Raw genomic sequence first — 25708 nt, 5'->3', positions numbered from 1 at the left:
CCCCCTGTCAGATTTTCATAGCAGCTTCATATGCACTCCAGATAACGGATCTTAAATTCCCTACCTGCAGACAGTCGCCAACCAGATATACGCCTCTCTTTTTCTCCGACAGCGGCGTGGAAATATAACCGGCGGAGCTGATCACTGTATCACATGGAATCTCCACATCTCTGCCCTCCCTGGTCCGGCAGAGAATGGAATTTCCCCTAACCTCTTTTAGGGTAGTCTCCAGATACACCGGAACATGATGAAGTTCAAACCATTCCCGCAGATAAGAACTGTTGGCCAGACAGACACCCTTTTGGGAAATCAAATCATCTTTCATCTCTACAATGACCGGCTTCTTTCCTTTCAGTGCCAGTTCATATGCGATCTCACACCCAGTCAGTCCGCCGCCGACCACAGCGACCACATCCCCAACTTCTGCGCCGTTTAAGTATTCACACGCCTCAATCATCCGCCCATACCCCGGCACATTCAATAAAACTCTCGGGGCCGCTCCTGTGGCGATAATGACATGTTCCCCTCCAAACGCAGAGATGTCCTTGACTTCTTGGTTTAGACACACTTCTATATTTAGAACTTCCATCTGCCGTCTGTACCATGCCAGCAGATCGCGCAGCTTCTCTTTATAGGATTCTGCGCTTGCGGGAATAAAGGTGCCCCCCAATATACCGCGCTTTTCATGGATTACCGGCTCATGGCCTCTCAATTTCAGAATCCTGGCCGCTTCCATACCACCGATGCCGCCCCCCACAATATGTACTCGCTTCGGTGACGCTGTCTTTTCGATATAGTGCTTATCCCACTGCATCGTTTCCGCATTTACCGCACACCGTGCCAAATGCAGGCTGTCCGAGAGGTCCTGATCATTTGGTACGCCCTTATAATGGCACATGTTGAAACAGCCGTTGTGGCATAGAATACATGGGCGTATGTCCTCTTCTCTTCCCTCCCTCATCTTGGTGACCCATGCCTGATCCGCCAGAAACTGACGGGCAAATCCAGCACCGTCTATTTTTCCCGCTGCGATGGAATCCGCCGCTATCCTGGGGTCCATACGTCCGGCACACACAACTGGAATATCTACAAACTGCCTGATATGCTCCACATCCTGCAGATTACAGTTTTCCGGCATATAGATTGGGGGATGTGCCCAATACCACGCATCATAGGTACCATTGTCGCAGTTTAACATGTCATAACCAGCATCCTGTAGATACTTCGCAGCCTTTTCGGACTCCTTCATATCCCTTCCTGCCTCCGCAAAATCTTCCCCCGGCAGAGCTCCCTTTCGGAATCCCTTTGTCATGGACCGGACGCTGTATCTTAGGGAAACCGGAAACTCTTTCCCGCACTCCCGCTTAATTGCCTGCACAATCTCTACCGCAAAGCGATAGCGGTTTTCAAATGAGCCGCCATACTGGTCTGTGCGCTGATTGACATAGGGCAGGGTAAACTGATCCAGCAGATATCCCTCGTGAACCGCATGGATTTCAACACCGTCTACCCCTGCATCCTGAAGCAGTTTCGCACATTTCGCAAAGGCCTCCACGAATTCGTGTATTTCTTCCACTGTCATCTCTCTGGAAGGAACCTTATCGGACCAGCGGTTAGGAGAAGGGCTTGCAGAGGCTGTGATTTTATCCAGATTCATAAAAGGTTTGGAAACCACTCTCAAAAACTTGTTTGTGTAAAGATTCTCCATCATCTCACTGATAGTGAAAGACCGCCCAAACCCTGCCGTCAGCTGAACAAACAATTTCGCTCCCGTCCTGTGAAAGGAGGGAAGCCAACTCTTTAAATCCTCATACATCTTCTTATTCTTGTAGAGCCACTGGCCAAACATAGGATTATAGACCGGCTGGCACCCCGGCAGCACAAGCCCTGCATGATTCTTTGCCACCTCCATAATAAAACGAGCTCCCTCTTTGTCAAAATGGTTCTTCTCCATCCATCCTAAAAGATTCGTTCCTCCCATGGATGTCAGCACAATACGATTCTTAATTTTGCAGTTTCCGATGGTCCATGGCGTGAATAATGGTTCTAACCTTGCATCCATCCTCATTCCCCCTTTTCCGCTTTGATTGGTGTAATTTCTCATTACCTGATACTATAATATATTTTATCATATGCTGCTCTTATACGCCAATCATTCCGGTGAAAGGTTTCCATGTAAGCAAAAAGCGGATAGCCCTTTGCCTTCCGCTTTTATCACTGTACAATATTTTACTACTTACGACTGCAAGCCTTTGCTGGATTTTACTTATTTATGGGTTTCACAGCTCTTAGCTCTATATACCCACGTTCCCCTAAAGGTTCAAGCTGAATACGCGGATTGCTGTCGTCCCACTCATATCTTATGATGGAGGGATCGTAACGGTCCATCGCGTTCTGCACTGCAAGAATCGCCTCACAGTAGTCTTCCTCTTTAAATGGCTCCCCCTGCCCCATAAGATATTCTGCTTCCGGCAGTTGGATGATATCAAATCCCTCCGGGATTTCACCATGAAACGCATTATCAACCTCCACTCCTTGAACGTAAGCAGAGGTATTAGGCTTTTTATACCGTTTGGGCAACCACAGACAAACTGGCTCACCGCACAGGGAATCCATGCTCAGAAGCATCCCCCACACATCACATCCAACCTGCTCACAGTACGAAAAATAATCATCTGCGTTTTCCGCCCGTTTGACAATCACTTTTCGTTCCGGTTTCCGAATAATCTGTAAAAAAACATTTTGTAAATTTTCCATATCCACCTTATCCTTTCTGAGTTCTCTGAATTTCACACCGTAAGGGACGAAAAGCGTAATGGGAACAGGCTGTCTCATATACTCGCTGGGATTGCATCCGAACTCCCGGTTAAAAGCCCTGGTATAACCGTCTGCACTTCCAAACCCAAGATCAATTGCCACATCTATAACGCGGCAGTTTTCCTTCTTCAGCCGAAGAGCCGATCGTGACAGGCGCAGTCTGCGGATGTATTCTGCAGGCGTCAGTCCAATGTATTCCCGAAACAACCTATAGGAATACCAAGGTGAAAAAAAGGATACCTTGGACAAATCTGACAGTGTAATCTCGCTTTCCAGATGTTTTTCGATGTAATCCTGCATTCTCTGGACAGCCAATGTTTGCTCTTTCATACCGTTCCCCCCTTACACGTATCATTCTATCTCAAATGAAAAAATGCTTCTCGACTTTCTTTGCTATTTCTGGAACTGTTGGTTTGTATGATTGTTGTTGTCTGCGTAGGCAGGTATATCCGTTTACCTTATATTGCTTGTTTTCAATAATTATTGTCAGGTCATTATATAAAAATACCGTTTCTATACAATCTATCATTTATTAACTGTATATTGACTTGAAAGGCTTGTAACACATTTTTTATTTACCTGTTAGGTTTGTATTCTCTAGGACTTGGCTAAAAGAAAAAGCATCTGTTAGCCTGGCTACAAATGCTCTTATTGGATAATAGTTATTGCTAAAAAAATATCTTTAAATCACATGTATAAGCAACAACTATTTTCGTGATGAAAAACGTTAAAGTTGTCTCTGAGTTTAATTTGTACTTCCTGCGAAGGAAGTGACCTATCTGGCGGAAAAATGGGCGGCATCTATAAAAGTTTAAATCCACACTTCCTGCAAAGGAAGTGACACAGCAGTGATGTGGGCCGAGGAAGCCTGAATATATTTCAATCCACACTTCCCGCGAAGGAAGTGACCCGGAATGGTTTAACAAAGAAGTGCATGAAAAAATTTCAATCCACACTTCCCGCGAAGGAAGTGACTTCTATAGTTGATTCTGCTTTTAAATAACTAGTATTTCAATCCACACTTCCCGCAAAGGAAGTGACGGCGAAGGCCGCTAGTCATAATTGTATTATGATGATTTCAATCCACACTTCCCGCGAAGGAAGTGACAAGGATGAAGATAAATGGTTTCGTTACTTTAATAATTTCAATCCACACTTCCCGCGAAGGAAGTGACGATTTTGTAGCCCTCATACATGCGGAGGTATCGATTTCAATCCACACTTCCCGCGAAGGAAGTGACTGTTCCAGTTCCACATAGCCCTGGGCCAAAAGAATTTCAATCCACACTTCCCGCGAAGGAAGTGACTGCAGGGTTGTTTCATAGTGAAGATATGGAAATTATTTCAATCCACACTTCCCGCGAAGGAAGTGACCAAATCAATCTGGCGTTGTGACAGATGCGGCGGAATTTCAATCCACACTTCCCGCGAAGGAAGTGACCGCTGGGAGGATCGGGAACACAGAAGCCGGAACCTATTTCAATCCACACTTCCCGCGAAGGAAGTGACGAAGCTAAAGAACAAACTCCACTTACTAAAGATATTTCAATCCACACTTCCCGCGAAGGAAGTGACAGAATTTTCAGAATTATGCGGCGTTCCGGTTGAATTTCAATCCACACTTCCCGCGAAGGAAGTGACGAAAGCGGAAGTGGAGTACTGGGATACTGTGCGGATTTCAATCCACACTTCCCGCGAAGGAAGTGACTGAGAAGCATTTTTGGGAGCAGCTTTCCAAGACAGTATTTCAATCCACACTTCCCGCGAAGGAAGTGACTTTAGGGATACGATTTTTTCTTTCGTCCAGTAGAAATTTCAATCCACACTTCCCGCGAAGGAAGTGACTTTTTCCGGCAAAGAGTAACAAGCCACTAGTTAATTTCAATCCACACTTCCCGCGAAGGAAGTGACTCATTCAAAAGTATGCAAGCGAGAATAATTATGGATTTCAATCCACACTTCCCGCGAAGGAAGTGACTTCCCGTGAACACGCCTTGGCGTGTTGATTACCCGGATTTCAATCCACACTTCCCGCGAAGGAAGTGACGTATTCCGGCGCAGGACACCACATATTCCGACATATTTCAATCCACACTTCCCGCGAAGGAAGTGACTTGGTTTCTTTTCGTTCTCTTTTCTATGGGGGCATTTCAATCCACACTTCCCGCGAAGGAAGTGACGGAAGGAACAAAAAACAATAAAAGAATTAGAAAATTTCAATCCACACTTCCCGCGAAGGAAGTGACAGCGCTCTTTTGTTGCGATTGGTGGGAATGGCTTATTTCAATCCACACTTCCCGCGAAGGAAGTGACTTTATGACGGGGATGGAGTCCGCCCATCAGATGATTTCAATCCACACTTCCCGCGAAGGAAGTGACACTTAGGCGTAGAAGAAAATTATATAATTGATAGTATTTCAATCCACACTTCCCGCGAAGGAAGTGACTTAGATGAAAAAAGATACCAGGAAGGACTTAAAGCATTTCAATCCACACTTCCCGCGAAGGAAGTGACTTCGGGATCGCAAAATACTGCTGCATGGACCGGTAATTTCAATCCACACTTCCCGCGAAGGAAGTGACATTCTCCATCATGCGAAAAAGCTTTAAAAGTAGCATTTCAATCCACACTTCCCGCGAAGGAAGTGACTTTGTATCTGTATAGTTGCCGCCTGATTTAACCGATTTCAATCCACACTTCCCGCGAAGGAAGTGACTGCTGAATAGGAGGAAAAGTAAATGAACATTAATATTTCAATCCACACTTCCCGCGAAGGAAGTGACAAACTGCTGCCAGATCCAGGCCGCCGATGCCAGAATTTCAATCCACACTTCCCGCGAAGGAAGTGACTTTGTATCTGTATAGTTGCCGCCTGATTTAACCGATTTCAATCCACACTTCCCGCGAAGGAAGTGACTGCTGCCCAACAGGAAATGAATGCCTATAAGGCTATTTCAATCCACACTTCCCGCGAAGGAAGTGACGATTGTCTTATATAGCGGTACGCCCGGATCGGGGATTTCAATCCACACTTCCCGCGAAGGAAGTGACCCGTGTGGTATACTGGCAATAATCAACATAGTATATTTCAATCCACACTTCCCGCGAAGGAAGTGACCATTTGTGTCTGCGTATATAACATCCACTTTCGCATTTCAATCCACACTTCCCGCGAAGGAAGTGACACCGCCATAATATTTCTCCTACTCCCGGAGGTCGATTTCAATCCACACTTCCCGCGAAGGAAGTGACCAAAGCAGGGCCTTAAAGACGCTGCGGAACTCGGATTTCAATCCACACTTCCCGCGAAGGAAGTGACACAGCGGGCAACTCCGGCGGCAAAGCAGTATAAGATTTCAATCCACACTTCCCGCGAAGGAAGTGACTGCCCAAATAGATATTATAAAATCACAGACAACATTTCAATCCACACTTCCCGCGAAGGAAGTGACCATTGCAGATTATCTGAATGTGGGAACCGATACAATTTCAATCCACACTTCCCGCGAAGGAAGTGACCCTATATTCCGGATTGCCTTGTACCACACGATCCGATTTCAATCCACACTTCCCGCGAAGGAAGTGACATGGCCTGGTGCCCGCCCCTGGTATAAATGGGCTATTTCAATCCACACTTCCCGCGAAGGAAGTGACACCGGACTTAAAAAGGACGTACAAGGACTTAATATTTCAATCCACACTTCCCGCGAAGGAAGTGACTCTCTATCCCATCACAACCAGCAAACAACCCGTGGAAATTTCAATCCACACTTCCCGCGAAGGAAGTGACGATATTATGGAACGATATGACTTTGTTCTGAGAGATTTCAATCCACACTTCCCGCGAAGGAAGTGACTCTGGTAGGATTTGATGAGATATTGTGAGATTTCATTTCAATCCACACTTCCCGCGAAGGAAGTGACTCTACCAATACTGTCAGTCACAGGCACATGCAGTATTTCAATCCACACTTCCCGCGAAGGAAGTGACTTAAACATTATCATAGAGAGTAGAGTAACAAAAAATTTCAATCCACACTTCCCGCGAAGGAAGTGACCCTGGTTAAAAACAAGCTCAATGTTACTGCTTAATTTCAATCCACACTTCCCGCGAAGGAAGTGACTGCTGGAAAGGGCGCGAAAAATGACCAAAACACAAATTTCAATCCACACTTCCCGCGAAGGAAGTGACAATTGTATTGTATAACGACCTTTCCGACTAAAACGATTTCAATCCACACTTCCCGCGAAGGAAGTGACGGGATACATTCCCCGAATTTCCAGATGCCGTGCCATTTCAATCCACACTTCCCGCGAAGGAAGTGACCATCTCTACACCTCCTCTCCCAAAAAGTAAAAAATTTCAATCCACACTTCCCGCGAAGGAAGTGACTTAAAAGTGGTGGTCACCACCCTGGACGGAACAATTTCAATCCACACTTCCCGCGAAGGAAGTGACAAAGGCCTACGAAACCATAGAGGTCAACACCGATATTTCAATCCACACTTCCCGCGAAGGAAGTGACATATAATCCATTTTTTGCATTGCCAGCAAAGGAATTTCAATCCACACTTCCCGCGAAGGAAGTGACAGCAAAATTATACAATATTCTATAAATAAATTGTATATTTCAACTAAATTTTAACTTATTCCCTCTCCAAAATCAACCCCCATTTATAAAACACTAAAAAGTTATCCTAAACACTATAACTTTACAGGTGCGAATCTCTCGGATAATTTATGTTCACCTCATATTCGCACCTGACTTTTATACTTTCTTCTTAACTAATTTGTATAATGCTTTCCCATTCTCCAGCTTCTTATTCACATCTTCTTCTGCCACTGGTAGAAGTTTGTCAAAAACAGGGTTAAAATTATTTGTCCCTTTATTTAATGTAAACCATTGATGTGCAGCCTCTTCATTTTCCCCCTTATTCGTCTTATCTTCTCCCCTGGGATAATCCACATTTGACGGCCTTTTTTCCCAATTAGCCATTATTTTTAGTGACTCTGGAATCTCGCTCAGAAGACTCCCTGAGTCTTTAAAAAAGTCTTCAAAATTTATTTTTTCCTTTTCCCCTATCGTTTTAATCTTCCAGCATCCAGTTTTTTCATCAATGTCCCGTATATGCAGCTTGTCAACTATAATCTGGACACTTCCGAATCCCAGTGGTTTCCCTCTTCCGATTTTGTGGGCACATTCTGGACTACCAAAATCAAAAGCCCATTTTAATTGTTCCAATTGCTTTTTTCCCAACTGTTCATAATACACACGAAACTGAAACATTGGCTGTGGGTCTGACTCCCCATTAGGTTTCATAGGCCGTATTCTTTGTCGCATAGGGCTAACTTTATTATCCTTAAATTCACTCATTTCCACTTCTTTATGCCAATAATATTTTCGTCCCCGAATTTGGGGCAGATTATTATTCAATGCCTCTCTATTTTTGTTCTTGTTCCCCCACTTATCTTTATATGTGTACTTATAATCGTAGGTCCAATACCCTTGCTTTTTACTTCCCCCCTTATTTTCCTTTGGACCGTAAGGAGAATCTGTATAAAACTCAACCGCACTCGGTTGCGGTTCGCCCAACTCTGGTAATACAACAGGTTCCTCAAACAGTGTACGGCTATTCTCTACCTGGTCTCTCAGTAAAGCATCTGTTATCCGTATCTTAGATCCATATGCATTCGTTCCAGACTCCTCAGCCTTTTCCATCATACCAAATATCTGGCATGATGGACACAGCTTTATATTACTGCAAGGCTGATACCCACCGTTATTTTTTAGTAAATTTCCAATTGTTTTCTTAAATGCCTCTCTCCCGATACAAGCTGGACATATATATTTACGCCTAGCGGAATCCTCCGCGTAATATACCAAAATCGGAGCATGCTCTTTTGATATATTAAGTTCTGAGTACCATCCATTCTCCTGCAACTTACAATTTTTTTTATCGTCATTATATTCCTTCAGCACTCTTTTTAAAAGCTCAATATCCTCATCAAAAACTATGTTACCCTTAGGAGCTATCTTATAAAACACAGCTTCATAATTTTTTCTATCTATGTGCTCCCCCTTATGAAGATATCCTTTACTGTATATATTACTACCTTCAAATTTCCTTTTATTTGCATCTGTGACTACTTCGTACTTGTCTACAATCTTCATCTTATCAGCCTTAACCCATATTTCCTGTCCTTCCTTCCATTGGTCATATTTTTTCCTGCGCACCAATTCCCCTTTTTTACTAAAATCTGTCGTCCCGTCTCTCTGCTCTACTAACAGCCTTGCTTTCTCACATGGATGCAGATACCATTTATTACTCCTGCTATTCCACTTTAAAACCCCAGGCTTCTTCACCTCTCCACACTTTCTGGATAACGCCCTGTCCATATCTACGGTTGACATGCATCCATTAAAAGCCGCCTCATACACGCTTCTGACTGCACCTCTGATTTCACTTCCAGGGATTACAGGATTGCAGGGCGGTGCCGGTGACTGATCTATATAGGGCTGTGCCTCTGACAAATCCTCATATGAAAAGAAGTCATATCCGATATATTTCTTTTTTTCTCTCTCCCCCTCTTCCCACTCCTTCTGTTCAATTAATCTTACAGATGAGGAGGTATTTGGGATAAACAGTGGCGTCAGCAATCTCATGCTGCATTCAAAATAACCCGTATAACTATCTTCTTCACTTATTACGGGAACCTCTCTTTTACACTTTTTTCTAAGGGGTATAAAATTATAAGGGTTTACAAATCTTTCATCCGTTTCTTTTATAATTGTCGTTTTATCCTTATTCATACTGCCCTCCTTTTTCGCCCTCCTCTTTCCAAGGACAAATCTCCACCATACGTATATCAGTCTGATACACCAGCTCAAGATGTTCTTCTTTGGGAATGCGCATAAACTTTCTCACTAAGATGGATGCTCCCTGATTCTCCTCTATTTTTATTGGGACCCATATTCTTGTACCCCTGCCAGAAGTCAGCAGACTCCAGTCCTGTATATTCATGTTCTCAACATTTTGAGCGCTTCCCCAAAGTTTTTGATATTCGTCTATAAAATATTCTTCCTCTATTCGCTCACCATCCTCCAAACCAGATTTTTCTCCCCGGTATCTTCCTACCCACTTTTCATTTCGTTTATTCAGGCGTATCTCCCCTTTACTGTTGAAAACTCTAAGCTCCTGCAAATAGTCCCACTCCAATGGTACAAGTTCCTTTTTTTCTCCCACTCTGACAAAAAAGCAGTTATTTTCATAAACTCCGAATCCAACTGCGTAATCCAGCACTGCATAAATCCAGGCCTTATCTTGATTAAAATATTTATTCACTTGTTTTAGTACATCATCTACCGATTCCTTATCTTTTTGTTTATATTTTTCATACGTCTCCATTTCCCGCTCTCCCATCCTTTCCCCCCTTACACCACAACGCTGCTTTCTGCATATAGTCTTTTACCTTCTTCTCATCCAGCGCATCTCCATCCAACTGAATCTTTGCCTCCAGCCTATTATTGGGCTTACAGAAGATTCCTCTGCCCACTGCAGTCTCCCCTCCGATTGGCAAAATCCCAGACTGTAGATCTGCGATTGCCCAGAGGAGCATTCCGCAAATTTCGTCGCTTTGCCCACCGCAGTCTTTTTTCCACCGTATACCCAGGAGTGCTGTTCCCCCGACCCAGGGTCTTCCTTCAAAGAGTGCTCCTTCCACTGTTCCTCCTGTAAATCGGTCTATCGCGTTGCGGACTGTGGGCAATCCGTGTCCTCCGTTCACCACCACTTCCTCAAATATTACTTTCGAGGAGCATAAATCTTCTCTCCCCTTTTTCCCGTCTGTCCAAGTACCGAAGAATGGCTCCAGCTTCCTTTGCGCTTCCTCCCAGCTTTGCAGGTGTGCTAATCTCTTCACAATCTTGGCAATGTGACTGCGGAAGGCCCCTGCGAAACTGCTGCCAGGTATCACAGCCGCCTCCCCTCTTCCGCCTACGGTCAGCTGTCCATAATCGGGGATTTCCTCACCTTTTCGAAAAGCCTCACTGTAAGTCCTCACCATCAAAGTATAGGGAATCTGTAATGGAACCTCCAAGACATGCTCTGTCCGTGGATTCACATTTTCTGTATCACTCCTTATGTCTATACATTCTGCCTTCTTAAATGCATCTTTATCCTCCCAGGACCAGTCCAGCCACTTGAGATAATCTTCTCTCAGTTCCATATTAAATTTTTTAACTCTGGCGCTTTCTATCTTCAGCTTTCCAAATCCTCTGCTGGTCTTGGCACCCATACGAAGTTCCCCTACTGAAAATCCCAGAAGCCACTGCCGAATCCAGGACTCCTCTATCTCCCAGACTTGATCAATGCTTTTCCACCTATCCACGCAGTCTTTTCGTTCTATAATTTCAATGCGCATCCGAAAAGTTGCTCCCCGTTCAATAATCTGCATCTCATATTTAGATCCCTGTTCCGGGGTTTTATGCTCGCCCAGCTTGACGCCATCACGAATACCCAGCACCACATTTTCCAGCCTTGTGTCATAACAAAAAATTCTGCTCTGTCTGTCGCTGCCAGATCCAAGAGTCTCCCCTTCCGGAGTGCCAAAGAGCTGATCCGCCTCTTTTCCCAGCCCCAATTCTTTACTGTAAGAGCGCAATACGCCCGCTAATGCACTGCCCGGAATAAAAGGCGTACCGCTGGCATCCAGGATGACATCTGCATCCGTATCCTCCTGCTCCCCAGACCCAATGGACAGGGGAGATGCCAGGTATCCTTCTACTTCCACACACAGTCTCCCGCATATTTTATTAAATGACACTGCACTATTATCATTCATTCTTACCCCTGCACCTCGCTTTCCATTTCGCATTTTCCAGATAGAGTTTCATAAACGTATAAGTTTTATCTTCACATGGCTTTAATAGTTCTAAAAGCCTGTCTCTCTTTTCTTTTTTATGAATATAGGCTACCTCATTTTTGATTCGTTCATAAAAATCTTTTTCATGTGAGTAGTTTCGCAACAGCTGTGCTGCCATTGAGATTGCGGAAGAAGGCGGAAGTTTCTCTTTATCAATTTTGTCTACGTTCTCTATAGTCACCTTCTCACACTCTATTTGCTCATTCCGATAGTGAAGCAGACTCTCGACAACACAGTGATTATTGGATTTTGTACCATCCTCCTCTACTGTATCTAAGATGATTTTTCCTTCTTCTTTCTCCTCCAAAAGTCTGACTGCCACCTGGCCACAGCCTCTTCCCGTCAACTCTCCCCATCTGTTTCCTTCAATCTCCCACGCGGAAACCTCCCTGTTTGTTTCCAGATAAAAGGAACTGCCCGCTGCCATTGCCGGACAGGAAACGGACGGCAGCCTCCATCTGCTGTTATATCCACTATAGGTGGTGTAACCGCATGCAATTTTATTTAACTGAACTTCACTACAGCACAGCCTCTTCTTTAACTGCTCCTTAAAGCCTTCGTCTTTCAGTACATACTCCCCAGTCTCCTCGTCGCAGATAACCATGGGAGACAGCAGCCACAGCAGCCATTTTTTTCCTCTTAAAGTTGTTTTCTGTACCTTTTCCTTCAGAGACACCTCTCTAATCCTAACCGTACAATTTCCATACTCGGCAGTCCTTGACCTGCCAAGCCTCAGCCTATAGTCATGATCCTGCAGACATTCCGTCAAGAGCCTGATATCCTTTGCTTTTCCACTCCACATACCTGCATAGGTCTGCCCCTTTGACAGTGCCGTATACTGGAAAAATTCTCCGGTGGGAACACTTATATCCATGGCAGCGTCATTTAAGGCATGACCGATCCCCCGGTCAGCAGGACGGGAATGATGAAAATGAATTTCCTTCTGTGCAGACAGTACATGCAGCTCCTTGCCTTCCCAGAATACCTGTCCATGAATCTCTTTTCTTTTTCGTTCTTCTTGCCCCGCTATACAGAACCATTTGCCCTTATCTTCTTTCACTTCAGCAATTCCTTTTGGACAAGGATAATAAACCTTCTCCTGATTTTTCAGAAACCCATTTCCAAACTGTACACCGTTCTGTAAAAATATTCTGCGGAAATTTTCATCTTTATGTGCATCTAATCCTAACGAAAACTTTCGGATATACATCCCTGCCAATGCTCCCAGCAAGGTACTGGCCGGCAGACATTCCCCTTTCCCGTCAATAACGACCGGGGATTTTAGATTGATTTCATAGGATAAGATCACTTCCTCTTGCGGACTACAACTACTGAGCAGCTCTGCATCTTTGCCTGAAATCCCCTCTGAATATGCAGCTCTCAGTTTCCTTGCAGCTGCTGCTTCTAAGGTACATTGAATCTCGCCCAAACCTCTGGTAACACCCATTCCCATATGGCGAAGTCCCTTGGCACATAGCTGCAGGGCTTCCACCTCTTCTTCCCTTAACTCACCTTCAATAATGCTCATAAACTGAATTCCCGCAGGAACCACCTGCATAGTACGCAGAGAATGTTCCTTTGCTGTCTGATTCCCAGCACTGATTGCTGTGCGGGTACGCCTCCTGGTGAAAAAATCCTCAAAAAAAGCCTTTTCCTCTTCCTGGCATCCCTGTATTTCCTTTTGAAATTGCTCATAGTTTTCTATTTTTATGGATTCTCCCTTTTCTCCTCCATAAAGAAACCTAGGAAAAGAGTATAGACTCGCATCACCTACACACATCCCCTCTGTCTTTTGAGATCCTGTTTTTCCAAAAAGCTGATTTAATATCTCCTGCTTAATCAGCCCATTATCCCTCATCTCTCTGCCGGCTTCCAACAGACACCCTTTGATACGCTTTGCCGGTATATAGGGAATCCCATGTTCCAGCGCAGTCTTTATATTGGTTATACCTGGCGCGTCCTCTCCAGTGGCAGTACAAAGGTCACTTTTTAATTTTATTATCAACTTCCATGTATTCATTACCCTGCTTCTCCTGCATATTTAAAAGCTTTGTCATTAGTTTCACATTGCACAATCCCCGTATTTCCAGCGCATCATATAGCAGAGAATCCTTCCATTTGTCCGTCTGCGCCAACTTTTTTATCGAGTAGCTGCGGGATGAAAATTCACTATTCAAAAGCGTTACCTGCTCCTCCCCTGCCAGCATGGCGCGCTGTATTTTGTGAAGTCTGTTGGACGGCCATTCCTCTTCCATTCTCTTTATCGTTTCATATAAGTGCATCAGAGAATCGGGTCTGGATTCCTCATCCTGGGCGCCTACGAAATAGGGACGAACCTGCCAGTCCTCGTGTCTTTGAATACCCCCCACTTCGCTCCCCTTTATCACCTGAAAATCAAGAAAACCGTTCTCCAGTCTGCCATTCCCTCTTTCCTCATACCATTTTCCTTTTGCTCTGGCACAGGACTCTTCCGCTATGTTATAAGCTTCATAAAAAGGAAAATGGCTGTGAACAAACGCAATGCCTGCACATGCTGTAATCATCTTTGCCTTTCCTTTTTGACTTTTCGTAAGCTCTGACAAAAAGCCTGCTGTCATGGGGATCGCCAGATCAGCAGTACACAAAAAGGTGAAGTCATCTCCGTCCAATACAATTGGCCTAATACGAAAAACTGTCTTTTTCTTGCCTTTGTCCAAGAACTCTATATTCTCAACCATTTTTAAAAGCAGAGCTTTATATGTATTTCGAAACATGCTGGATATTTCTTTTGACTTTTCTCTGAGCAAGGGAGCTGCTTTTTCGTACTCTTCATCAGTATGCATGATCTCCCTAATCTGCTCTCCCATCCCGTTTCCATCAATGTGAACCACTGCAATATAGCTGTTTTCTCCAGGTTCCCGGCAGAGGTCCTCCATCTCTACCGGGTAATCATAATCTTTCAATTCTTCAATATCCGGATATAATTTCATATCCTTTCTTTTTTTAATCTCATTTTTTCCATGTTCATTTTTTACTGCTCTATCCAGCTTTAACTCCTTGTAAGCCATCCACTTTTGATATTTCATCTCTGTCATGTTTTCCACTTCATGAGAAGATGGGGAAAGCTTATCTTCACCCATCTTATAACAATAACAGCGAGTTATGGGCTGGTGATTGGAGTTATCTTGTTCTACTACTGGGAATGGAGAATAAATGGGCTGACGAACCATATTTGCTTTTTTTTCTGCCATTTTTTTGTCTAACTCATCAACATCTCTTCTAAAGCTCTGTAACTGAGTGTCCGCAACATATGCAACAGCCAGATAAAGCCCTTGACAGCTTTGTGCTACCCTTATCCCCAGATTTTGGCACACACTTTGGAAAACCTCTTTGTCTCGTAATATTACCATAGCATTTCCGCCGCCAATATAGACAATCTCTGCTTCAATCTGCTCATCATCCAATATTCTCAGTTTATTTTCTTTTTCCCATTCCAGGATCGTTCTCTTGTGTGAATCTGTTGCTTCCTCAATCGCTAACGGGAGGTACTCCTCTAATATTTTCGTCACCTGTGAAGAAGCTCCCACATTTTCTTTCAGCCGGTTCGTGGCAAAGATATATTGCTGGATACCGCTCACATCAAACTTTGCCAGAATATAGGTATTCCTTTTACTTTCCATCTTTTTCGCTCTCCTTATGTTCTCTCAAAATTTTATCAAAACATCTCGCATAGGCCCGATGGGGGAAGAGCATGGGGTTGTTTAAGATCATAAGTAGCTGGTTTAGCTGAAAAATCAGTGAGAGTAGAACGTTTTCTTCTATTTCTCCTTTATCATTCTGCTGTTCGACCTTCAGTTCCTGTAGAATGTTTCCCCGCTGTTCAGATGATATCTTTGCTTTCATCTTACTTCTTTTCTCTTTCTCTTCTTTGATAATTGGATCACTGCCAGTATCATTTTCCAGCGCATGGTTAAGCGAGTTATTCCATTCTTCCAGAGAATTCTCCTCTCCCCTTATGTATTTATGTAATTTTTTATTCTTTTCGTCTACGGATAGTATAATGTCAAAATCCTTTTTCAAGTCCGACTCTCTATTAATTTTTTTAGCATTTGGTTTTATTGCACAGAAGATCATAACTGGCCTGGTCGCAGTCTGTGTTACAGGCTTTCCTCCAATTTCATAATTATCCACCATAGATTGAGCCATACGCGCCACCGAATCCATAGAGGTAACTAATGTCTCTATGGACTTTCTCCACTCTGAAACATTCTCATACGTTACCTCCTTGCTTTTACACTGAACCACCGCCGCCACCGCTTCAATCGGTATAAACTTTATCTCCCCATAATTAAAAATATAAGGCGTATACATTTCATCAAAAATCACCAGATCAACTTCCCTGGACTTATGTCCGTAAGAATCTATAATAAATACACCCTGATCAATACAGTATTTTTTTGGCACAATCATCTCAAACAAAGACTTCCATACATTTTCTCTGTAAGATCCCTGTGTCGGATAATGATTCGATACGTTCAATAATATCTGATTTACGATAGACTGTTCAATCTTTCTATAATTATCACCGAGCATCTTGATAATCTTTTCATAGCTAACTGATTCTGACATATCTCTTGTCCTCCCTGTTATTTATCATAAAAAACTTCATAGTGCCCAAATCCTATGGTAGCGTCCTTTCCAACCCTCAGATATTTCCCCACCTCCAAAATTGGCACAAACCTCGATATATCCCCTTCATACAGAACCCACCCTGCCCTGGCCGGAAGGTTTAGCTTTCCCTTCTCCTGATTCATGGAATACCTGGAAAACGGAATTTCTCTCCAAGATTCATTCCGTGTTCTGACTTCTCCGGCCTGATTCAGCAATTCTTCCTCATCCCACTCCAGTTGAAACTCCGTATAGGCTTTTGTGAGCAGAGATATCCTACGGATTAGAAACTGCATGAGCATACGAAAAGACAACTCCTCAAACAGTTTACCTCCGGAGACAATCCTAAGGGGCGTGTTAAAAAACAGGCTGGCATAAGAGGCTTTCCTCTCTGTTATCTGCAGTGGCCTTGGTGATAGATTTCGAATCCAGCTTTTCCCTCCTGCATAAATGAGCTTTCCAGAATCCGGATCAATCACCTGCATCAGGCGAAAGGATAGCCTTTCTGCCCCCCATCCTTTATGTTCTGCTGCCTGCAGTGCATCCAAGTATGCCCCTGCTCTTTCTGTGCCTGTTCCAAGTACAGTAATATCAAAGACGCAGATATCTCCCTTATTCCATCTCTCTCTGCCCTCTCCATGAACATACAGCACATAGGGGTTGACTGCTCCGGCCTCCCCGCCAGTGTTACTGAAGCATTGAACATAGAGGCATGTGCTCTTCCTCTCACATCGAAAGCATCTTTGGGAAGGATATGAGCAGCAAAACTCCCGGATGCAGTGTCCCAATACTCCTCTTATGGTAGAACCCAAATAAGAAGGAAGTCTGCCTCCCTCCTGACATTCATATGTTGCACGCAGTGTCAAAATCTTTATAAACTCAAACATAAATCCTCCTGGTCTAAATACAAATGATTTTCTTACATTATATCCCATTTTTTACCATATTCAAACCCTAATTTTGCAGGTTTTTCATACATTTCACCTTCATCCATCAAATAATTTAGGACTTTCCATAACTTTATCCACATATTTCATCTATTTTCCCCCTTTTTATTGTCAAATTATGATAAAATAAAATCACCACATATATTAAATTTGGAGGGAATGTATTTTGAATAGTATGGATATCAGAACTTTATGCAATGAAAAGGGAATCCGGATGATTGATTTTAAAATGACGGATTTAGATGGAAGGTGGCGTCACATTACCATTCCGGTAGAGAGGTTCAATGACGATATTTTTGTCTACGGGATCGGATTTGACGGTTCTAATTATGGATATGCCCCGGTTGAGAAAAGTGATATGGTATTTATCCCTGACCCGGCTACCGCAGTGATTGACCCTTTTACAGAGATTCCCACATTGACCATGTGCGGAAATGTGTGTGTGATCGGGAAAGAAAACACCCCCTTTGACCAGTATCCCAGGAATGTTAGCCTGCGTGCAGTGGAATACATGAGATCTGAGGGAATCGCGGATGAGATGCTCATTGGACCGGAATTTGAGTTCCACCTATTTGACAATGTGAGCTATATGGTGGAACCTCAGAAAACGGGTTTTACCGTAGATACAAGGCAGGCTTCCTGGAACAGCGGGAAGGAGCGTCCTGACAATACCGGCTTCCAGGTGCCCAAGGGAGGCGGATACCACGTAGCGGCGCCCCATGATGTGGCTTACAACCTGAGAAGTAAAATGTGCATGTACATGGAGGACTGGGGTGTGGATGTCAAGTATCACCATCATGAAGTGGGAGGCTCCGGTCAGATGGAGATTGAAGTGGAGCTGGGTGATATGGTAGATATGGCTGATAAGACTATGATTATCAAATATATTATCAAAAACACCGCTGTGCAGGATGGCAGGACAGCCACTTTTATGCCAAAGCCAATCTATGGGGAAGCAGGGAACGGAATGCATGTACATATGCTGCTCATGAAGGGCGGGGAACCTATATTTTACGACGAAGAGGGATACTCCGGACTCAGCCAGACTGCCCATTACTTTATCGGCGGGCTGCTGAAGCACGTAGCATCCCTGTGCGCCTTTACAAATCCCTCCACCAACTCCTTCAAACGGCTGGTTCCGGGATATGAAGCACCTGTAACCATCGGGTATGCAACCTCCAACCGAAGCGCTGTCATCCGAATCCCCGCCTATGCAAAATCACCGAAAGCCAAACGCTTTGAGCTGAGAAACCCGGATGCCACCGCAAACCCCTATTATGCCTACGCCGCGATTCTGATGGCGGGATTAGACGGCATAAAGAACAAGATCGATCCTGTGGCTAATGGCTGGGGACCTTACGACTGTAATCTGTATGATCTTTCGGATACGGAAAAAGAGAAAATCCAGTCCCTGCCCAAGACTCTGGATGAGGCTCTGGATGCACTGGAAGCAGACCATGATTATCTGATGGCCGGCGAAGTCTTCCCCAAACGCCTGATTGAGATCTGGCTGAAGCGTAAACGCAGAGAAAGCCTGGAGATTTCACAGATACCACATCCTGCGGAATTTCAGAAGTATTATGACTTGTAAAATCTAAATACTATTGACATGGCATAAAAAGATGAATTAAAAAAATAGAGTGTGTAGTTCTTTCGTTGTTGTGAGCTACACACTCTATTTTTATGAAGAATATGGATATACATCGATTTAAATTACAATTTATGGATAAGCCCCTATTACTTCAATATATGACCTACCGTATTTTATTCATAGCAGTGCTCCGTCTCTCAGCCTGAGTGCTACATCCGCCATTTCAGCGACTTCCAGGTCGTGCGTAACTAAGATAACACAATACCCTTTCTTATGTGCAAGGCCGCTCAGTATTTCAACAATGTTTTGTGTATTGGCACCGTCAAGGCTGCCGGTTGGCTCGTCCGCTAGTATTATTTTTGCATTGGATGCTAAGCTTCTCGCGATCGCAACGCGCTGCTGCTCCCCTCCGGAAAGTTTGGATGGAAAACGGTTCATTTGTTCTTTTGTAATTCCCACGCTTTCAAGCAGTTCCGCAGCTTTGGGCTTGGCTGCTTTGGGGCTGACCCCACACAGCTCCATTGGAAAACAGACATTTTCTATGACCGTCAGCAAAGGGAAAAGATGAAACGCCTGGAAGATCATGGAAATACATTCGCGGCGGTAATAATCAAGATCAATCTCACTCAAACTATCACCGTTTAAGGCAATTTCCCCTTCTGTAGGTAAATCCAGGCCTGCCAGTAAGGAAAGCAGGGTGGACTTTCCCGATCCGGATGGACCCACAATTGCATAAACCTGGCCCGCTTCAAACATAAAGGAAATCCCTGAAACGGCGGGTTTCTTAGCATTTTTATACGTATACATTACCTTATCCAAAGTTAAACACGCCATAATTCTACTCCTTTACCTGTAAAAGTTCTAATGCTCTGCGTCTGGTAACCAATATGGACGCCCCTAGTGCACCACAGACACACCCCAGCAAATACAAGACACCGCAGACAGCAAGTGTATCAGCACTTCTTATTAGCCGCTCATGATCGTACAGGGCAAGTCCACCTGACACAACAGCAATTCCAACAGCGCACAGCACAATCTGCTCAAATACCAACATACAGCGAACACGTTTTTTTGTGACACCAAGGATGCGCAGGTATGCAGCCTCACGTGCTGATTGCATAATCAGTAAACCTGGCCCCAGCACTCCAATCAATACCGCTGCTGTCACGGCAACTGGGAAAAGCAGGTTCAGCAGATCACGGACCCGCCTGATATTTTCCAGACCCGCGGAATTAAGGTAGAAGGACGCCATTGGTGCATCTTTTTTATCTGATACTTTCTGATCATTGAGCAAGTCACTTAACTCATCCAGCTTTTCGTTATCAGAGAGCGTAAATTCGCTGTACTCAATGGGAAAAGGCTGTCCATTTGCGGCCTCAGCATCACTGTTTACTGCCGCAAAGATTCCATTATTGATGCTCTCCTGGTCAGAGAGTATAATACCTGCAACTTCGTACATGGACGTTGCCTGCTCCACAGCCGCCTGAAGGGTATCTGAATTGTCGTTTGTCCGTGTAAGTACAAGATACAAATCATATGGCAGCACAGAAATCTCGTCACCCGGACGCACACCGAAAATTTCCGCCGCTTTCTGACCGAGCAGACACACCTGCCCACTGCCAGTGAATAAGGTATCATCAAATCCATTTGCATACGTGACTGTGTAATCTTCTGACAAATAACGCTCAAGATTGTTTGTAACTGTGATACTATAATTGAGCTCCTGTCCATTTATAAGCATCATAACATTGCCATAACAGTAAAAGTTATCCATTAATTTTGACTTTGAAAAGTTAATTATAGAAGAAGATGAAAACTCCAGCGCCTTTCCATTTACCTCTGTCTCCCTAAAAGCATCCTGATACGTAAGTCTTGCCAAGACAAAAAGTCCGATACCTGCGGTCAACACAATCGTCAAAATCAGGGATATTGACGTTTTTCCGGTTCCACGCCTTATATGACGCAGGATGTATGCGGTTACTTGGCGCAATGCACCATATTTACCGCGCTGGGCTGTTTCGCTCCTATCATAAACTTCCATGTTTGCCCGCGTTTCCAAAACGGATTTTGATCTTGTAGGAGTTGGCGGCGCCTTTGAATCTGCACCTGCCTTTACTACATTATCCTGCAGAAGTTCCAGCAGTGGCATCCGCACTACTCTCATCAAGAAAATCAGTGTAATAAATGTGATGAAAAGCAGTTCACTAAATAAGCTTAAAAGGACTACTTCAATGGGTAATGACTTATTCAGGGTATAGCCCTGGACTGTATCCGCCGTCACGGCTGCTATACTCTCTAGGGCCTCCATGGTCGTGGTTGACGCATGAAGAATTCCCGCCACACCACCTACAATTATAGCTGGTACTGCCAGTACACCCAGCGGCAGCGCAATCGTACAACATGCTTTAACCGCAGGAACTCCCTGTGACCGCATTATAGCATACACCTTTTTATTCCGGCTGATATAAAGATATACTGCCAATAACAGAGCCAACACCGCCCCAGCCAAATAAAGTATAGTGGTTAGCAGCATTGTCCGTGCTCCTGCTCCAAAGCTGTCCTTCACAGACAACCATCCACCATCGGAAAAGCGCAGGGCTACATCCATTTCCTGTGCCAGAGGTTCTGCGGCTGCATAAAATGCTTCAATGTCATATGCATTCTCAATAAAGACACTAAATTCCCCCTGTGGACTTTCATAATCATCAGGGACTTCAACCGGCAAAAGTGAGACCGGCACGAAAATTGTACTTGACGTGTAGCTCCATCTATCCTCCAACATACGCATGGAAGGAGTGTCGGTAAACTGGTACACACCGATGATTTCCAGTTCTACGGTATCAACAAAATTTGAAATTTTCTCTGCGTCCCGGGGTTTTGCACCAGATCTCCCATTTTGCCTGAATAACCGGTCACCGAGTTGAATACTAACCTTATCCCCCAAAGTCAGATTGTATGTTTCCATAAAAAGTTTACTTACTACACAGCCCTCTGTATCCCCTGTCATCAGCGGACGACCTTCTGCTAAAACCATATTGCGCTCATTAAAACGCGGAATGGCGCGAGTGTCCTTTGTATACACAATGTCAAAGGTATCTACACTCTGGTTAATTGCCTGGAGCACTCCTTTATGAAAAGCGAATGCCTCTGTTTCAAGATATCCATCCGGTAATCCGTCTATAACACGCAAAGCCTCTTTTCCACTCTGATCATCCAGTTTAAGCTCATCTCCAGACAATGCATTATAGTTTCCTAAAACAAGGCATCTGCTTCCTTTATCCAATTGTTCAAAAAATGAAGGTTTAAAAGGAGTTTCAAAAAAAGTGGTATCTTCTATCGCTAATGCACTTATTATCGTAGGCTTTTCAAGATCAAGGTCAATGTCACCAGCAAGCAGTGTAATGTCCTCAAATTTTAAATTGATAAAATCTTCACTGTATTCATCTTTGTCATATCCCGCATAAGTTCCTTCAAATAGACAGCGGTTCGTTTCTTGTCCAGACCCTTCCTCTGCTAAACGTCTGTAATCCTCTACCAATCCGGCTGTCATATATCTTGTATCTGCCAGCGTAACACCTGGCAGGGACGAGAACTTTTCTAATTGCTCTTTCGTGGGCCATGGTTTATCTTCGGTATCATAAATGACACCATAAGATATTGCAGATCCATTATCCTCATCCAAGGTAACATCCGGCACTGCATTATCCAGTGCAGCAACGCCACTATAGAAACTTTCTGCTCGCGCTGTTTCCCGCACTGTAACGGCGTAGCCTATGACGCGGGAAAACAGTGCAAATGAAGCAGCAGCTATAAACGCAAAAGTCAGTATCGTTTTCAGCGGAGAACGCAGAATTGTTTTTAAAGCAATGGACTTGCGCACACCTTCACCCCCTAGTTTAGTATTTTTCAGTCAACATCCTTGCAATAATCTCTGACAACCCGTTTAAGCTATAAAACTCCGGTTCATCGTACTCCTTCATATTAAATTGAATATCATACCGCATTTCAAGCATGTATGTCAAATAGGTTAACTCACGCGGTCCTAGCACACCGTGCAGACCAAAGAAGTTATAATCTTTATCATTAAATTCGATATTATCAAAATAGCCAAAATAGACATGTAATAAGTTTACTATTTCTTTTCTAATTTCTTCTGGGGCAGTAACTTCGTTTTTCTCAACATTCATAGCATCACCTCAATAAAATTTCAAATAACAAATTGGACATCTTTTGGGCTCAGTTTTTCTATTATATTATCAAACATTCTATCACAGTCAGTCGAATCCAACATATTAAAAACAGGGATAGAGCTTGCAGTTAAGCCTCTGATAGCATCCGAAACTGTCTCTCTATAAATACTGTTGGTAATGACATGATTAAACTGCTGAGAATCAATGATATCAACAAAAAGGTTGGACATATGAAAAGCATCTACTGATGCTCCAAATCTATATTTACACGATAGGGCCAGATCCTCCAAAATCTTTAGTGAATCTGGCATATAAAAAGTGCACAATAAAAGAACGTCTGGAGTTATGGCCTGAAAAACCTGATGGTGTAGCAGACCAGATCCTCTCGTAAACTGCTCATTGAAGTCCTGCGTTGCTCCAGGTATGGTAAGTAGTATCAGGTCTGGCTGTTCTTCCTTAACCCTCTTAAGAATCCAACGGTTGAAGTAGAAAATCTTATCAGTAGCATCCACATCTCGCCGAAGCATAAATCCAGGGAAAGAGTGAAACCCTAGCATCTCACAGCCATCACGCGATCCAATCTGAAGCAGTCGATAGCCATTCTCTATAAACCGCTCCCGCAGTGCTAAAGAAACCTCAAATTTATCAGTCTTTTCCCAGCACCCAGCCACAACTACCATTGGAACATTTGGCATATGCAAAGAGGGATATTTCTCACTAGGTGCTACAAGTGCGTATGCTTCCGGCCCATCATGCTTAGTTAAATCTTTAAAAACGCATGTCGGATCAGCGTTGCTACAAGCTTCTTCAAGTTTTTTGCGATTTGTATCAGTCACCCTAGCAGTACATATAACAAAATCCAAAAGCGGAATTATCTTAATTATTTCATCTATTAGACGATTTTCTACCACCTCATTTGACACCTCAAAAGCAGGGATAAAAAGACTATCAAACTCTTCGGGCACCTTTTTAATCGAATCATATACAGGTAAAACAACTTCATTACGACCTAATGTTACGTTCTTCCCATCCAGTCCCCATCCTCCCGGAGAGACTATGGCCGCAATTTCATAGCAAGGATCTAGCAGATTAGCGTGTCGGATAATGGGTTCACAATCATGTCCATAGGGAAATACAAGCATTCGCATAACATCAAACCTCCTGACTGGCCTCATATGAGACGCCAAATTCTCTCATCCAAAGATAGTCTTTAAATGTATCTTCTACCTGAGCACGGACCCCATCACATTGAGAACGCCTCAGTTCCGCGGACAACTCTCCACAATTATCACTATGTTGGCAACAAAGCATGCAATGCCGAAATGCCCAGCAATTTTTACAATCTTCAGCCGTAGTTTGAGCAACATTTAAAATCCTGTCAACCTTTTCAAAGTCAAAACCGTCCCATATATTTCCTATATTCATAATCTCTGAAGTCTCGCTAACCCGCTCGCACGGATACAGATTGCCGTCTGCATTGATAAACAAACGCCGCTCTCCTGAAACACATGGACCGCCAGGCGCTATTTCGTCAGGGAGTGTCAATGCTGGTTTCATACTGGATTCAAAACGAGAAAACTCCCCTGACACCGATACGTATGCTACACGAGAAACACTATCCCGATCATATACTCCCCGAAGGGCTAAGTAGCTTTTAAAAATATGGCGAGTGTTCTGCTGCATATACACCTCACTAGGCACCGTCTTTTCTACTGAAAATTTATCGTCGATAAGAGTAGACATGATCTGCGCATCACGAAAAAACTCTTCCTTACTGAACATGTGGTGCAGCGAATCACAAGGAAATCTCGGATCGATCACGATGTTGAAATTGCATTTAAAATTAGGGCATTGTTCTATTGCAGCTTTCAAGTTATCTCTAATCACAGCAAAACTGCCCTGTCCATTGCTTGCGAAGCGTCGTGATCGATCATGAGTCTCTGGAGTTCCATCTAAACTGACAGTTATCATAAAATCATGTTCAACTAAAAATCGAGCAATATCTGGTGTAAGCAGGGAAGCATTGGTCGTAATAGTAAACTTCAAACTTTTTCCTATAAACTTCTCTTCTGCATAAGCTGTCACTTTTTTTATCAGTGGAAATTCCATTAATGGCTCCCCACCGTAAAAACCGATAGTTGGCTGCTCCTGATTACCACAGCGTTGAGCAAAAAAGTCAATGCCCGCCAGTGCTGTTTCTAAAGACATTCTCTTGGAAGAGTGACTCCTCTGAAAATCAAAATCATTCGCACAATAAGCGCAGTAAGCACATCTAAAGTTACATTGCTGAGTGACTTGCAATGCCATCTGCATAATATTCTCATTCAGATGGTAGGCTATAAGATCACTATGACTGTGACGAATCTTTTGGGGATGTTTTGTGGACAAAAATCCTTGATTATGCAGGATTTCAATATTCTTCTTTACCCGTACATCAGTTGGGGGGATCAAAATTTCATCCTGTTGTTCAGTTTCTTTAAGATATTTATATGTATCCTCATCCACAGCTGCAAAAGAGTTTGTATTTACATCGTATATATAATTGCGCAATGGAGTTTTGAGCGCATGAATAAAAGGTTTTTCTATTCCCAT

General features: G+C 43.6%; 15 protein-coding genes and 1 CRISPR repeat array. Of the genes, 1 reads left to right on the top strand and 14 read right to left on the bottom strand.

From position 1 onward, the window contains the following. Positions 1–7: 7 nt before the first annotated feature. The 9 genes from AC0THY_RS09990 to cas6 all read right to left on the bottom strand — a co-directional run bounded on the left by AC0THY_RS09990 (position 8) and on the right by cas6 (position 17275). Positions 8–2062 carry an oxidoreductase gene (locus tag AC0THY_RS09990; protein WP_489990460.1) on the bottom strand — a complete coding sequence of 685 codons (2055 nt, stop codon included), beginning with the start codon at positions 2060–2062 and terminating at the stop codon, positions 8–10. Positions 2063–2262: 200 nt separating this feature from the next. After that, positions 2263–3147 carry a helix-turn-helix transcriptional regulator gene (locus AC0THY_RS09985; protein WP_489990459.1) on the bottom strand — a complete coding sequence of 295 codons (885 nt, stop codon included), beginning with the start codon at positions 3145–3147 and terminating at the stop codon, positions 2263–2265. A 479-nt stretch (positions 3148–3626) separates the two neighbouring features. Next, a CRISPR array of direct repeats spans positions 3627–7410; the repeat unit is 33 nt; unit sequence ATTTCAATCCACACTTCCCGCGAAGGAAGTGAC. A 177-nt stretch (positions 7411–7587) separates the two neighbouring features. Continuing rightward, the gene (locus AC0THY_RS09980; RefSeq protein ID WP_489990458.1) at positions 7588–9630 is read right to left on the bottom strand and encodes a TIGR03986 family type III CRISPR-associated RAMP protein; all 2043 of its coding nucleotides are present in this window, start codon (positions 9628–9630) and stop codon (positions 7588–7590) included. Then, positions 9623–10240, bottom strand: a complete 618-nt coding sequence (gene csx19, locus AC0THY_RS09975; RefSeq protein ID WP_489990457.1) for a type III-D CRISPR-associated protein Csx19 — start codon at positions 10238–10240, stop codon at positions 9623–9625. The genes AC0THY_RS09980 and csx19 overlap by 8 nt, the downstream gene beginning before the upstream one ends. Then, the gene (locus AC0THY_RS09970) at positions 10212–11609 is read right to left on the bottom strand and encodes an RAMP superfamily CRISPR-associated protein (RefSeq protein ID WP_489990456.1); all 1398 of its coding nucleotides are present in this window, start codon (positions 11607–11609) and stop codon (positions 10212–10214) included. The genes csx19 and AC0THY_RS09970 overlap by 29 nt, the downstream gene beginning before the upstream one ends. A 43-nt stretch (positions 11610–11652) precedes the next feature. After that, positions 11653–13761 carry an RAMP superfamily CRISPR-associated protein gene (locus AC0THY_RS09965; RefSeq protein WP_489990455.1) on the bottom strand — a complete coding sequence of 703 codons (2109 nt, stop codon included), beginning with the start codon at positions 13759–13761 and terminating at the stop codon, positions 11653–11655. Then, positions 13724–15400, bottom strand: coding sequence for a Cas10/Cmr2 second palm domain-containing protein (locus AC0THY_RS09960; RefSeq protein ID WP_489990454.1), 1677 nt, complete (start codon positions 15398–15400; stop codon positions 13724–13726). Before AC0THY_RS09960 ends, AC0THY_RS09965 begins: the two co-directional genes overlap by 38 nt. Beyond that, positions 15390–16349 carry a DUF6602 domain-containing protein gene (locus AC0THY_RS09955; protein WP_489990453.1) on the bottom strand — a complete coding sequence of 320 codons (960 nt, stop codon included), beginning with the start codon at positions 16347–16349 and terminating at the stop codon, positions 15390–15392. Before AC0THY_RS09955 ends, AC0THY_RS09960 begins: the two co-directional genes overlap by 11 nt. 17 nt (positions 16350–16366) lie before the next feature. Beyond that, the gene (gene cas6 / locus AC0THY_RS09950; RefSeq protein ID WP_489990452.1) at positions 16367–17275 is read right to left on the bottom strand and encodes a CRISPR system precrRNA processing endoribonuclease RAMP protein Cas6; all 909 of its coding nucleotides are present in this window, start codon (positions 17273–17275) and stop codon (positions 16367–16369) included. Between the two features lie 235 nt (positions 17276–17510). Between cas6 and glnA the strand changes: the two genes are divergently transcribed. Next, positions 17511–18926 carry a type I glutamate--ammonia ligase gene (gene glnA / locus AC0THY_RS09945; RefSeq protein WP_489994174.1) on the top strand — a complete coding sequence of 472 codons (1416 nt, stop codon included), beginning with the start codon at positions 17511–17513 and terminating at the stop codon, positions 18924–18926. Between the two features lie 177 nt (positions 18927–19103). Here glnA and AC0THY_RS09940 read toward each other — a convergent pair whose 3' ends face one another. From AC0THY_RS09940 to AC0THY_RS09920, 5 genes are read right to left on the bottom strand one after another with little or no spacing between them, the layout of a single operon-like run. Further along, positions 19104–19760 carry an ABC transporter ATP-binding protein gene (locus AC0THY_RS09940; protein WP_489990451.1) on the bottom strand — a complete coding sequence of 219 codons (657 nt, stop codon included), beginning with the start codon at positions 19758–19760 and terminating at the stop codon, positions 19104–19106. Between the two features lie 4 nt (positions 19761–19764). After that, positions 19765–22806, bottom strand: a complete 3042-nt coding sequence (locus AC0THY_RS09935; protein WP_489990450.1) for an ABC transporter permease family protein — start codon at positions 22804–22806, stop codon at positions 19765–19767. Positions 22807–22822: 16 nt separating this feature from the next. Continuing rightward, on the bottom strand, positions 22823–23113 hold the full coding sequence (locus AC0THY_RS09930; RefSeq protein WP_489990449.1) for a hypothetical protein: 291 nt from the start codon (positions 23111–23113) through the stop codon (positions 22823–22825). A gap of 20 nt (positions 23114–23133) precedes the next feature. Beyond that, positions 23134–24264, bottom strand: a complete 1131-nt coding sequence (locus AC0THY_RS09925; protein WP_489990448.1) for a TIGR04066 family peptide maturation system protein — start codon at positions 24262–24264, stop codon at positions 23134–23136. A 4-nt stretch (positions 24265–24268) separates the two neighbouring features. Further along, positions 24269–25708 carry a radical SAM protein gene (locus tag AC0THY_RS09920; protein WP_489990447.1) on the bottom strand — a complete coding sequence of 480 codons (1440 nt, stop codon included), beginning with the start codon at positions 25706–25708 and terminating at the stop codon, positions 24269–24271.

The organism is Ruminococcus sp. 8Y-12 (assembly GCF_058119865.1).
The sequence above is the reverse complement of the archived record's forward strand: the minus strand, read 5'-3'. Positions and strand labels throughout refer to the sequence as shown.